Source organism: Nonomuraea sp. NPDC003201 (genome assembly GCF_053590415.1).
This window is the reverse complement of the sequence record NZ_JBSFTC010000294.1, coordinates 1-13270: the sequence shown is the minus strand read 5'-3', so window position 1 is coordinate 13270 and position 13270 is coordinate 1. Positions and strand designations below refer to the sequence as shown.

The following is a 13270-nucleotide window of genomic DNA, read 5'->3' as shown; positions in this document are numbered from 1 at the left end:
GGCCGGGGTGGAGCCGCCCACCTTGTACGCGAGGTCGCCCAGCCGGTCGGCGGCCGCGGCGCGCTCGCTCTCCCGCATCGGCAGGTACGCGCAGGCCAGGATCAGGGTGGCGCCGGTCGCCGCGGCCAGGGACCCCGCCGCGGAGACGGCGCGGAAGGAGGAGGCCGAGCCGTCGGTGCCGACGAGTACGGTGCGGTAGGTCACGGAGACCCCCAATTGGACGCGGCGTTCAATTGACAGTCGGTACGATAGCGCCCGGCGCCCGTCCCAGGGCCGCCCGGGTCCCGCGGATCGAAACGCTCACGCCCCTGGAGGCCCCGATTTCGCGCCCAAAGCGAACAGGCGTACGGGCCGCTTGCGAGTAGGGCTCCAGGCGCACCCGATAAGCTCTACCCCATGAGCATCTCCCCGTCCTTCCGAGAAGTGTTGTCCCAGCGCGTCATCGTGGCCGACGGGGCGATGGGCACGATGCTCCAGGCCCAGGACCCGACGCTCGACGACTTCCACGGTCACGAGGGCTGCAACGAGGTGCTCAACGTCACCAGGCCCGACATCGTGCGCGGCGTCCACGACGCCTACTTCGCCGTCGGCGTCGACTGCGTCGAGACCAACACCTTCGGCGCCAACCTCGCCGCCCTCGGCGAATACGACATCTCCGACCGCGTCTTCGAATACTCCGAGGCGGGGGCCAGGATCGCCCGCGAGGCCGCCGACCACTGGTCCACGCCCGACCAGCCGCGCTTCGTGCTCGGCTCCATGGGTCCCGGCACCAAGCTCCCGACCCTCGGCCACCTGCCGTACGCCTACCTGCGCGACGCCTACCGCGACAACGCCGCGGGCCTGATCGCGGGCGGCGCCGACGCGCTGATCATCGAGACCTGCCAGGACCTGCTCCAGGTCAAGGCCGCCGTCATCGGCGCCAAGCGGGCCGTCGAAGACTCCGGCCGCGACATCCCGATCATCGCGCAGGTCACCATCGAGACCAACGGCGCGATGCTGCTCGGCTCCGAGATCGGCGCCGCGCTGACCGCGATCGAGCCGCTCGGCGTCGACGTCGTGGGCCTCAACTGCGCGACCGGCCCCGCCGAGATGAGCGAGCACCTGCGCTACCTCGCCCGCCACTCCCGGCTCAAGCTCTCCTGCATGCCCAACGCCGGGCTGCCGGTGCTGACGGCCGACGGCGCGTACTATCCGCTGAGCGCGCAGGAGCTGGCCGACGCGCACGGCACCTTCACCCGCGACTACGGCCTGTCGCTGGTCGGCGGCTGCTGCGGCACCACGCCCGAGCACCTGCGCCAGGTCGTCGAGCGCGTCCGCGGCAAGCAGGTCGCGCCGCGCCGGCCGCACCCCGAGCCGGGCGCGTCCTCGCTCTACCAGACGGTCCCGTTCCGTCAGGACACCTCCTACCTGGCCATCGGCGAGCGCTGCAACACCAACGGCTCCAAGGCCTTCCGCGAGGCCATGCTGGCGGGCGCCTGGGACGACTGCGTCGAGACGGCCCGCGACCAGGCCCGCGACGGCGCCCACATGCTCGACCTGTGCGTCGACTACGTCGGCCGCGACGGCGTGGCCGACATGAAGGAGCTGGCGTTCCGGTTCGCCACCGCGTCCACGCTGCCGATCATGCTCGACTCGACCGAGCCCGCGGTGCTGCAGGCCGGTCTCGAGATGCTCGGCGGGCGCGCCGCGGTCAACTCCGTCAACTACGAGGACGGCGACGGCCCCGACTCACGCTTCCAGAAGATCATGCGCCTCGTACGCGAGCACGGCTCGGCCGTCGTCGCGCTCACCATCGACGAGGAGGGCCAGGCCCGCACCGCCGACTGGAAGGTCCGCGTGGCCAGCCGCCTCGTCGAGGACCTGACCACCAACTGGGGCATGCGGGTCGAGGACATCATCGTCGACTGCCTGACCTTCCCCATCGCCACCGGCCAGGAGGAGACCCGGCGCGACGGCCTGGAGACCATCGAGGCCATCCGCGAGCTCAAGCGCCGCTACCCGGGCGTACAGACCACGCTGGGCCTGTCCAACATCAGCTTCGGCCTCAACCCGGCCGCCCGCATGGTGCTCAACTCGGTCTTCCTCAACGAGTGCGTCAACGCCGGGCTCGACTCCGCCATCGTGCACGCCTCCAAGATCCTGCCGATGGCCCGCATCCCCGACGAGCAGCGCCAGGTCGCGCTCGACATGGTCTACGACCGCCGCCGCGAGGGCTACGACCCGCTGCAGCGGTTCATGGAGCTGTTCGAGGGCGTCGACGCGGCCGCCCTGCGCGCCGGCAAGGCCGAGGAGCTGGCCGCGCTGCCGCTGTGGGAGCGGCTCAAGCGGCGCATCATCGACGGCGAGCGCAAGGGCCTGGAGGCCGACCTCGACACCGCGCTGGAGCAGCGTCCCGCCCTCGAGATCATCAACGACGTGCTGCTCGACGGCATGAAGACGGTGGGCGAGCTGTTCGGCTCCGGGCAGATGCAGCTGCCGTTCGTGCTGCAGTCGGCCGAGGTCATGAAGGCCGCCGTCGCCTACCTCGAGCCCCACATGGACCGGCTCGAAGGCGAGTCGAAGGGCCGCATCGTGCTGGCCACCGTCAAGGGCGACGTGCACGACATCGGCAAGAACCTCGTCGACATCATCCTGTCCAACAACGGCTACCAGGTCGTCAACCTCGGCATCAAGCAGCCGGTCTCGGCCATCCTCGAGGCCGCCGACGAGCAGAAGGCCGACGTCATCGGCATGTCGGGGCTGCTGGTGAAGTCGACGGTCATCATGAAGGAAAACCTGGAGGAGATGAACTCCAGGGGCCTGTCCGAGAGATACCCCGTCCTGCTCGGCGGCGCCGCCCTGACCCGCGCCTACGTCGAGCAGGACCTGGCCGAGCTGTTCGAGGGCGAGGTGCGCTACGCGCGCGACGCGTTCGAGGGGCTGCGGCTGATGGACTCGTTCATGGCGGTCAAGCGCGGCGTCGCGGGCGCGACGCTGCCGCCGCTGCGCGAGCGGCGCGTCAAGACCGGCGCGGTGCTGCAGCGCACGCCCGTCGAGGAGCTGCCCGCCCGCTCCGACGTGGCCGCCGACAACCCCGTCCCCGCGGTCCCCTTCTACGGCGACCGCGTGGTCAAGGGCATCTCCCTGACCGAGTACGCCGCCTTCCTCGACGAGCGCGCCCTGTTCCTCGGCCAGTGGGGGCTCAAGCCCACCAGGGGCGGCTCGGGGCCCGACTACGACGAGCTGGTCGAGCTCGAGGGGCGGCCGCGGCTGCGCATGTGGCTCGACCGCATCCAGACCGAGGGGCTGCTGGAGGCGGCCGTCGTCTACGGCCACTTCCCGTGCGTCTCCGACGGCGACTCGCTGATCATCCTCGACGACGACGGCAGCGAGCGCACCCGCTTCACGTTCCCGCGCCAGCGCCGCGACCGCCACCTGTGCCTGTCCGACTTCTTCCGCGCCAAGGACTCCGGCGAGGTCGACGTGGTCGGCTTCCAGGTCGCCACCATGGGCGCCAAGATCGCCGAGGCCACGGCCGAGCTGTTCGCCAAGGACGCCTACCGCGACTACCTCGAGCTCCACGGCCTGTCGGTGCAGCTCACCGAGGCGCTGGCCGAATACTGGCACGCCAGGGTGCGCTCGGAGTGGTCGATCGGCGGCGAGGAGTCGCTCGACGACATGCTCAAGGTCAACATCCAGGGCTGCCGCTACTCCTTCGGCTACCCGGCCTGCCCCAACCTTGAGGACCAGAAGCAGCTGTTCGAACTGCTCGACCCCGAGCGCATCGGGGTGTCGCTGTCGGAGGAGTTCCAGCTCCACCCGGAGCAGGCCACCTCGGCCCTGGTCGCCCACCACCCCGAGGCCAAATACTTCAACGTCTGACCCAAACCCGCCCGCTCGGCCCTTCACCGCCCGTTCGGTCCTTCACCGCCCGTTCGGTCCTTCACCGCCCGTTCGGTCCTTCACCGGTCGGCGGCCGGATGGCGGCTTCTCGGCCCAGGGCGGACGGACAGCCGCCCACCGGTCGGCGGCCGGCTTCCCGCCCCGGGGCGGACGACCGCTCACCGGTCGGCGGGCAGGGGCGGCTTCCCAGCCTGGGCGGACGGTCGCTCACCGGTCGCCGGACGTGGGGTTTCCCGCTCCGGCACTCCACCGGCGCTCACTGGCGGCGGAGGAGGGGGCACCCGGCACCGCGTCGGTACGCCGCTCACCCTTCGGACGGATGGCCAGCGCCCCGCTCCCCAGACGGGGGCGCCCCACGAGACACCCGTCCACCCAGCGAGCGAATTCCGGAACGGACCGATGCCGGTGACGGGGGGCGGTGACGGGGGCGGCCTCTCCGCGCGCGCCGGGCGGGGCAGGGACAATGGCAGGCAAAACACTACCGATCGGGGGCATGCATGGAAGCGGTCTTCTTCGACATGGACGGGCTGCTGGTCGACAGCGAGCGGGTCTGGCTGGAGATCGAGACGGACGTGATGGCCAGGCTCGGCGCTCAATGGACACCGGAGCACCAGGTCCACCTGGTGGGCGGATCCATGGAGCGAACGGTCGACTACATGCTGGCCGTGTCGGGGGCCGACGTGCCCGCCGAGATGGTGCGGGAGTGGATGACCGGCGGGATGGTGCGGCGGCTGACGGCGGGCGTGCACGTCATGCCGGGCGCTTTGGAGCTGCTGGGGGCACTGCGGGACGAGGGGGTGCCCGTGGGGCTGGTCACCTCGTCGCTCAAGGAGATCGCTGAGGCGGTGCTCAAGAGCGTGGGGCGTGATCGGTTCGACGTCGTGGTCACGGCGGACGACGTCACCCGTACCAAACCTGACCCTGAGCCGTACCTGACGGCTGCGCGGCTGCTCGGGGTGGAGCCGGTGCGGTGCGTGGTGCTGGAGGACTCTCCCAACGGCGTGGCGGCCGCGACGGCGGCGGGCTGCGCGGTGGTGGCCGTCCCGAGCCTGCTGGCCATCGACCCCGCCCCCGGCCGGCTGGTGGTGCCGTCCCTGGAGCAGGTCACCGTCGCCGACCTCCGCGCCCTCATCTCAACCTGACCCCCACCCCAGCCGTCCCGTCGGCACGTCGCCGGTCGCGGCACCCGCCACCCCCCCCGCGGATGCGATCGCGACCGCCGGCCCAGGGATGGGGAGCCGGACCCCTAGGGGGCAAGTGGTTCTTGCGGAGGAGCGGCGGGTGGCGTTTCGCGTGCCAGGATGGAGACGTAGTCGATATGAGGGGCGGCATGATGTTCAATTCGATCGCCTGGCTGCCGCTGTGCGCCGGACTGAGCGCGGTGGGCCTGGTGTTCAGCTTCCTGGCCTTCAGGCGCAGGGGGGCGGCCGCGGGCATGCGGATGGCGGCGTGGGCGCTGCTGCCGGTGGCGGCCTATCTGACGGGCGCGCTGCAGGCGCTGTGGACCATCGGCGCCACCGTCGTGGGTTTCGTGACGCAGCTGGTGTTCAACCCCTTGGTGTGGGCGGGCGTCGCCGTCGCGGGGCTGTCGGCGGTGTTGTTCGTCGCCTCAGGCGTCATGCGCGGCCGGAGACTGGCGAGCTTCAGGAAGAAGACCCCCGGAGAGGCCCCCGAGGTTAAGCCCTCAGCGAACAAAACCGTGCCCAAACCTCAGCAGCCCGCCGTCGCCCCCAAGCAAACCGCCAAGGCAGAGGACGACTTCTCCGATATCGAGGCGCTGCTCAAAAAGCGTGGCATCAGCTGAATACAAGGACGAAATCGGCTGTGTCACAGTTCCGAGACGTAACCGGGACGGCTCGTAGACATTCTCCTCAAGATCGATACGAATGAGTTTCTGGTCAATCACAGTTGAGCCACATAGAGCTCAGAGGGACTAGTCACACCAGCTCAGGCCATAGATTCTGCCTCCTGGGGCCGCGACACGGCGGACCTCGCTCGCATGGGCGCACTACCCTGACCGGGACCGCGCCGACACGGACGATGTCGTCTGGAATCCAGGGGGCTACTGGCATGACCGCACCGCTCGATGTTCCGGAATCGGCCATCGAAGCAGGGCCGGAGACCGTTCTTGAGGGAACGGAGACCTCGGTCATCAGGGGACGTTCCCTGGGGCAGATCGCGTGGATGCGCCTCAAGCGCGACCGCATCGCGATGACCGGTGGCATCGTCATCCTGCTGCTCATCCTGGTCGCCGTCTTCGCCCCGCTGCTGGTGTCGTGGTTCGGGCACCCGCCGGGTGAGTGGCACCGGGAGAAGCTCGACCCCTCCATCGGCGCGCCGCTGGGCGCCTTCGGCGGCATCAGCGGCGACTTCCTGTTCGGCGTGGAGCCCGACTCGGGCCGCGACCTGTTCAGCCGCGTCCTGTACGGGGCCCGCATCTCGCTGCTGATCGCGTTCTTCGCGACCCTGCTGTGCGTGGTGCTCGGCACCGTCCTCGGGATGATCGCCGGCTTCTTCGGCGGCTGGGTCGACACCGTCATCAGCCGCCTCATGGACATCTTCCTGGCCTTCCCGCTGCTGGTGTTCGCGCTGGCGCTGGCCGGCGTCATCCCCGACAAGGCGTTCGGCCTGTCGGGCGACACGTTGCGGATCAGCCTGCTGGTGTTCATCATCGGGTTCTTCAACTGGCCCTATATCGGACGCATCATCCGAGGTCAGACGCTGTCCCTCCGCGAACGGGAGTTCGTCGACGCCTCCAGGAGCCTGGGCGCGCGCAACCACACCATCCTGTTCAAGGAGATCCTGCCCAACCTCCTGGCGCCGATCCTCGTCTACTCGACGCTGCTGATCCCCTCGAACATCCTGTTCGAGGCCGCGCTGTCGTTCCTCGGCGTGGGCGTGCGGCCGCCGACTCCCACGTGGGGAGGCATGTTGTCGGACGCCGTCCACAACTACCAGGTGGCGCCCAACTTCATGATCTTCCCCGGTCTCGCGATCTTCATCACCGTGCTGGCGTTCAACCTGCTCGGTGACGGCCTCAGGGACGCCTTCGACCCCAAGGCCCGATAGCCCTCGTGAGTTTTTCAGCAAGTTCTCAACTCCTAGATACAAGGGGTGTGTCAGGTCGATGAAGACAAGATCAAAGGCGTCGGCAGTGGCGGTGACCGCCGCTCTCGCCGTGGTCGTCTCGGCGTGTGGCGGCGGTGGCGGTGCCAAGAGCACCAGCGGCACCGGCAGTGACGAGAAGCCCGCGAGCCAGTACAACGCGGGTGTCACGCAGGTCGTCAACCCGTCGGAGAAGACCGGCGGCACCCTGCACATGGGCATGCCGGGCGACTTCGACTCCGTCGACCCCGGCGACCAGTACTACGGCTACGCGTGGAACTTCTCCCGCTTCTACACCCGCGCGCTGACCATGTTCAAGCCGGTGCCGGGCGAGGAGGGCCTGCAGCTCGTCGGCGACCTGGCCGAGGACCTGGGCAAGCCCAGCGACGGCGGCAAGACGTGGACGTACAAGCTGCGCAAGGGCATCAAGTTCGAGGACGGCACCCCGGTGACGTCGAAGGACGTCAAGTACGCCGTGGCCCGCTCCCTGGACAAGGACATCCTGCCCAGCGGCCCGACCTACTTCAACGACTGGCTCGACCTGCAGGGCTACACCGGCCCGTACAAGATGAAGGACAAGCTCGACGACTTCAAGGCCGTCGAGACGCCTGATGACTACACCGTCGTCTTCCACCTGAAGAAGGCCTACGGCGGCTTCGACTACTTCGCCATGCTCCCGCAGACGGCCCCCGTGCCCGCGGCCAAGGACACCGGCTCGAAGTACAAGGAGCACCCGGTCTCGACCGGCCCCTACATGTTCAAGTCGCACGAGCTCACCAAGCGCATCGAGCTCGTGAAGAACCCCAACTGGGACCCGGCCACCGACCCCAACCGCAAGCAGCTCAACGACTCCGTCGAGGTGCTGCTCGGTCAGAACGAGGACGACCTCGACCAGCGCCTGCTGTCCGGCAAGATCGACGTCAAGATCAACAGCACCGGCGTGGCGGCCAACGCCCGCAAGACGGTCCTGACCGACCCGAAGGTCAAGCAGTACGCCGACTCGGCCGCGATCGACCGGACCTGGTTCACCAACATCAACGGTGACGTCAAGCCGTTCGACAACATCCACTGCCGCAAGGCCGTGATGTACGCGGCCGACCGCTCCGCGATCCAGGGCGCCTACGGCGGCCCCGACGCCGGCGGCGACGTCGCGCTCAGCCTCATGCCGTCGAAGATGACCGGCTACCAGAAGATCGACCCGTACGGCGTCGAGGCCAACCCGACCGGCGACCTCACCAAGGCCAAGGAGGAGCTGACGGCCTGCGGCCAGCCCAACGGCTTCAGCACCACCATCTCCTACCGCAACGAGCGCGCCGCCGAGAAGCTGACCGCCGAGTCGCTGCAGCAGTCGCTCGGCCGCGTCGGCATCAAGCTGGAGATCAAGGGCTACCCGCAGGGCGACTACTTCAAGCTGTACGCCGGCAAGCCCGACTTCGCCAAGAAGAACAACCTCGGCCTCATGGTCTACGGCTGGGGCGCCGACTACCCCGAGGGCTTCGGCTTCTTCCAGCAGATCGTCGACAGCCGCGTGATCCGCGACGCCGGTAACACCAACCTCGGCGTCAAGGACCCGAAGATCGACGAGCTCATCGACCAGGCCGCCGGGGAGACCGACGCCGCCAAGCGCAACGCCATCTGGGCGCAGGTCGACAAGCAGGTCATGGACTCGGCGTTCATCCTGCCCTACGTCTGGGCGCACGGCCTGTTCTACCGGCCGCCGACGCTGAAGAACGTCTTCGTCAGCCAGAACTGGGGCATGTACGAGTACCTCACGCTGGGCACCCAGTAACCGGTCAGGCGACCCCGCCGGACACGTCCGTCGAAAGCAGGTGAAGGCTCCGGCGGCCGGGCTCACGAGGCCCGGCCGCCATGGCCGAGATCAGTGTTCACATACATTCTCAGACGGTTGATAGCGGCCGTCATGCTGCTCTTCGTGGTGAGCATCACGACGTTCGCCATCTTCTTCCTCGTGCCTCGGCTCGCTGGGATGTCCGCTGACGACCTCGCCTCTCGTTATGTCGGCAAGGCCGCCAACGAGCAGGTCATCCACGACACGGCGATCCGGCTGGGGTTCTACGACCCGCTCCTGGTCCAGTACGGGCGGTTCGTGAAGGGCATCTTCGTCGGCGTGGAGCGCAACTACGGCCCGGGCGTCGAGCTGTGCCCGGCGCCCTGCCTCGGCTACTCGTACGTCACGCAGAACCCGGTCCTGCCCGACCTGCTCGACCGCATACCGATCACGCTGTCGCTGGCGCTCGGCGCGGCCCTGGTGTGGGTGTTCTTCGGCGTGGCCACCGGCGTGGTGTCCGCGCTGCGGCGCGGCAGCTTCTTCGACCGCATCTCCATGGGCGTCGCCCTGGCCGGCGTGTCGTTGCCGATCTTCTTCACCGGCATCGTGTCGCTGGCCATCTTCCGCGACCAGCTCGGCCTCGTCGGCGACGTCGCCGACTGGGTGCCGTTCAGCGAGGACCCGCTCACCTGGGCCAACAACCTGATGCTGCCCTGGATCACGCTCGCCTTCCTGTACGCCGCCGGTTATGCCCGGCTCACCAGGGCGGGCATGCTGGAGACCATGTCCGAGGACTACATACGCACGGCCAGAGCCAAGGGCCTGCCCGAGCGGGCCGTGGTGCTCAAACACGGGCTGAGAGCCACGCTCACCCCGGTGCTGACCATGTTCGGCCTGGACCTGGGCCTGCTGCTCGGCGGCGCGGTGCTGACCGAGAGCACGTTCTCGCTGCCCGGCATCGGCAAGTACGCCAGGGACGCCATCGAACGCAACGACCTGCCCCAGGTGATGGGCGTCACCCTGGTGGCGGCGGTCTTCATCATCGTCGCCAACCTGATCGTCGACCTGCTCTACGCGGTCGTGGACCCGAGGGTGAGGCTGGCATGAGTGCGTTTCTCCAGGTCAAGGACCTCAAGATCCACTTCCCGACCGACGACGGCCTGGTCAGGTCCGTCGACGGGCTGACGTTCGACCTCGAACGCGGCAAGACGCTCGGCATCGTCGGCGAGTCCGGCTCCGGCAAGTCGGTCACCAGCCTCGGCATCCTCGGCCTGCACAAGGGCAAGGGCGCCAACGTCTCCGGGGAGATCTGGCTCGACGGCGAGGAGCTCGTCGGCGCCTCCCAGGAGCACGTGCGCGGGTTGCGCGGCAAGAAGATGGCGATGATCTTCCAGGATCCGCTGTCGTCGATGCACCCCTTCTACACGGTCGGCGACCAGATCATCGAGGCGTACCGCATCCACCACAAGGTCACCAAGGCCGTGGCGAAGAAGCACGCCATCGACATGCTCGGCCGGGTCGGCATCCCCGAGCCGCAGCGCCGCGTCGACTCCTACCCGCACGAGTTCTCCGGCGGCATGCGCCAGCGCGCCATGATCGCCATGGCGCTGTCGTGCGACCCCGAGTTGCTCATCGCCGACGAGCCCACCACCGCGCTCGATGTGACCGTGCAGGCCCAGATCCTCGACCTCATGGTCGACCTGCAGCGCGAGTTCAACTCCGCGCTGATCATCATCACCCACGACCTGGGCGTGGTGGCCGAGCTGTCCGACGACATCCTGGTCATGTACGCGGGCAAGTGCATCGAGTACGGCAGCGCCGACGACATCTTCTACCGTCCCGAGCACCCCTACACATGGGGTCTACTGGGATCGATGCCCCGGCTCGACCGGGAGCCCACCGAACGGCTGCTGCCGATCAAGGGCTCCCCGCCGTCGCTGATCAACGTGCCGCCGGGCTGCGCCTTCCACCCCCGCTGCCCGTACGTCGAGCGGACCGGAGACAAGGCCAAGTCCGAGGCCCCGGAGCTGCTCCAGACCCAGGGCGGCCACCTGGTGCGCTGCCACATGGACCGGACGGAGCGGCGGGAGCTGTGGGAGAACGAGATCAAGCCACTGCTGGAGACCCAGTGACCGAGCCCAAGAACGAGCCGCTCCTTTCCGTACAGGGCCTGGAGAAGCACTTCCCCGTGACGAAGGGCCTGCTCAAGCGGCAGGTCGGCGCCGTCAAGGCGGTCGACGGGATCAGCTTCGACGTGTTCAAGGGCGAGACGCTCGGCCTGGTGGGGGAGTCCGGCTGCGGCAAGTCCACCACCGGCCGGCTGGTCACCCGGCTCCTCGAACCCACCGCCGGCAAGGTGATCTTCGAGGGCGAGGACATCACGCACATGGGGCAGGGCAAGCTGAGGCCGCTCCGCCGTGACATGCAGATGATCTTCCAGGACCCGTACTCGTCGCTCAACCCCCGCCACACGGTCGGCACCATCGTCGGCGCGCCGTTCCGCATCCAGGGCGTCAAGACCGAGCACGGCGTCAAGCGCGCGGTCCAGGACATCCTCGCCCTGGTCGGGCTCAACCCCGAGCACTACAACCGCTACCCGCACGAGTTCTCCGGCGGCCAGCGGCAGCGCATCGGCATCGCCCGCACCCTCGCGCTCAAGCCCAAGCTGATCATCGCCGACGAGCCGGTCTCAGCGCTCGACGTCTCCATCCAGGCCCAGGTCGTCAACCTGCTCGAAGACCTGCAGAACGAGCTGGACCTCACCTACGTCGTGATCGCCCACGACCTGTCGGTGGTGCGGCACATCAGCGACCGGGTGGCCGTCATGTACCTGGGCAAGATCGTGGAGATCGGCGACCGCAAGCAGCTCTACAGCGCGCCGATGCACCCGTACACCAACGCCCTGATGTCGGCCGTGCCCGTGCCCGACCCCAAGGCGCGCAAGGAGCGCGAGCGCATCCGGCTGGCCGGCGACGTGCCCAGCCCGCTCAACCCGCCGCCCGCCTGCCGCTTCCACACCCGCTGCTGGAAGGCGCAGGAGATCTGCAAGACGGTCGAGCCGCCCCTGGAGGAGCTGGCCAGCGGCCACCGCGTCGCCTGCCACTTCCCGGAGAACGCCCCCGCCTCCGCCGAGGCCGCCCCCGCCGCCGCGTCCTGACGGTGTCCTGACCGTGCCCTGACTGTGCCCAGACCGGGGGTGCGCCCCCGGTCTCAGGAGTACGTGCCCGGCGTGATCAGCCCGGTCTCGTAGGCCAGCACCACGGCCTGCACGCGGTCGCGCAGCCCCAGCTTGGTCAGCACGTTGCCGACGTGGGTCTTGACCGTCGTCTCGCTCACCACGAGCTTGGCCGCGATCTCCGCGTTGGACATGCCCTTGGCGATCAGCCGCAGCACCTCCAGCTCCCGCTCCGTCAGCCGGTCCAGCCGCGCCGGAGCGGGCTGCTCGTACGCCGACGGCAGCCGCTTGGCGAACCTGTCGAGCAGCCGCCGCGTCACGCTCGGCGCCACGATCGCGTCGCCCGCCGCCACCACCCGGATCGCCTGCACCAGCTCGTCGGGCGGCACGTCCTTCAGCAGGAACCCGGACGCGCCCGAGCGCAGCGCCTCCACGATGTACTCGTCCAGGTCGAACGTCGTCAGCACCAGCACCTTCGGCACGTGCGCCGTCGGCGCCGCCTCCCGCACGATCCTGCGGGTCGCCTCGATGCCGTCGACGCCCGGCATGCGGATGTCCATCAGCACCACGTCGGGCAGCAGCGCCCGCGTCTGCTCCATGGCGTCCTTGCCGTCGCCCGCCTGCCCCACCACCGTGATGTCGGACTCGGCCTCCAGAATCAGGCGGAATCCCGTACGCAGCAGCGGCTGGTCGTCCACCAGCAGCACTCTGATCGTCATTGGCCGTCCTTCAACGGGAACCTCGCCCGCACCTCGAAACCGCCCCCCGGTAGCGGACCGATGTTGAGGATTCCACCATAGAGTGCGACCCGTTCGCGAATGCCCACCAAACCGTGCCCTGGCGGCGCGGACACCCCGGCCGCGCCCAGCCCGTCGTCCGCCACCCGTACGTCCAGCTCACGGGGGTCGTGGCGGACGGTCACCACGGCCTTCGCGCCCGCCCCTGCGTGCCGCAGGCTGTTCGTCAGCCCCTCCTGGGCCAGCCGGTAGGCGGCCAGGTCGACCCCGGCGGGCAGCGGCCGCGGCTCCCCCTCCACGATCAGCCGGGTCGCCAGCCCCGCCTCGCGCATCTGCTCCACCAGCGCGGGCAGATCGTGCACGCCGGGCTGCGGGCCCAGCTCGGCGCGGGCGTCGGTACGCAGGACGCCGACGATGCTGCGCATCTCCGTCATCGCCATCCGGCCCGTGTGCTCGATCGCCGACAGCGCCTCGCGCGCCAGGTCGGGATCGGAGGCCAGCACCCGGCGCGCCGCGGCCGCCTGCACGGTCATCACGCTGACGTGGTGGGCCACCACGTCGTGCAGCTCGCGGGCGATCCGC

The 13270-nt window shown here is 69.1% G+C and carries 11 protein-coding genes; 8 read left to right on the top strand and 3 right to left on the bottom strand.

Annotated elements, in window-relative coordinates:
- The coding region (locus ACWDX9_RS50315) for a universal stress protein (protein WP_449968471.1) at positions 1-204 on the bottom strand (204 nt) is incomplete at its 3' end.
- Between the two features lie 192 nt (positions 205-396).
- Between ACWDX9_RS50315 and metH the strand changes: the two genes are divergently transcribed.
- The 8 genes from metH to ACWDX9_RS50275 all read left to right on the top strand — a co-directional run bounded on the left by metH (position 397) and on the right by ACWDX9_RS50275 (position 11933).
- The gene (metH, locus tag ACWDX9_RS50310) at positions 397-3861 is read left to right on the top strand and encodes a methionine synthase (RefSeq protein ID WP_449968469.1); all 3465 of its coding nucleotides are present in this window, start codon (positions 397-399) and stop codon (positions 3859-3861) included.
- Between the two features lie 518 nt (positions 3862-4379).
- Positions 4380-5024 carry an HAD family hydrolase gene (locus ACWDX9_RS50305; protein ID WP_350735343.1) on the top strand — a complete coding sequence of 215 codons (645 nt, stop codon included), beginning with the start codon at positions 4380-4382 and terminating at the stop codon, positions 5022-5024.
- A gap of 176 nt (positions 5025-5200) precedes the next feature.
- Positions 5201-5686: a cellulose synthase gene (locus tag ACWDX9_RS50300; protein WP_449968465.1), complete on the top strand. Its 486-nt coding sequence runs from the start codon at positions 5201-5203 to the stop codon at positions 5684-5686.
- Positions 5687-5952: 266 nt separating this feature from the next.
- Entirely contained in the window at positions 5953-6951 is a 999-nt protein-coding gene (locus ACWDX9_RS50295) for an ABC transporter permease (protein ID WP_364256576.1), read from the top strand.
- A 58-nt stretch (positions 6952-7009) separates the two neighbouring features.
- Positions 7010-8776, top strand: a complete 1767-nt coding sequence (locus tag ACWDX9_RS50290) for an ABC transporter substrate-binding protein (RefSeq protein ID WP_449968462.1) — start codon at positions 7010-7012, stop codon at positions 8774-8776.
- A gap of 93 nt (positions 8777-8869) precedes the next feature.
- The gene (locus ACWDX9_RS50285; RefSeq protein ID WP_449968459.1) at positions 8870-9883 is read left to right on the top strand and encodes an ABC transporter permease; all 1014 of its coding nucleotides are present in this window, start codon (positions 8870-8872) and stop codon (positions 9881-9883) included.
- On the top strand, positions 9880-10908 hold the full coding sequence (locus ACWDX9_RS50280) for an ABC transporter ATP-binding protein (RefSeq protein WP_449968457.1): 1029 nt from the start codon (positions 9880-9882) through the stop codon (positions 10906-10908). Before ACWDX9_RS50285 ends, ACWDX9_RS50280 begins: the two co-directional genes overlap by 4 nt.
- A complete protein-coding gene (locus tag ACWDX9_RS50275; protein ID WP_350735355.1) occupies positions 10905-11933 on the top strand; it encodes an ABC transporter ATP-binding protein in 1029 nt (342 codons plus the stop codon). Before ACWDX9_RS50280 ends, ACWDX9_RS50275 begins: the two co-directional genes overlap by 4 nt.
- Positions 11934-11986: 53 nt before the next feature.
- Here the strand turns inward: ACWDX9_RS50275 and ACWDX9_RS50270 are convergent, their stop codons facing one another.
- Entirely contained in the window at positions 11987-12670 is a 684-nt protein-coding gene (locus ACWDX9_RS50270) for a response regulator (protein WP_185076857.1), read from the bottom strand.
- The coding region (locus ACWDX9_RS50265) for a sensor histidine kinase (RefSeq protein ID WP_449968455.1) at positions 12667-13270 on the bottom strand (604 nt) is incomplete at its 5' end. The genes ACWDX9_RS50265 and ACWDX9_RS50270, both read right to left, overlap by 4 nt.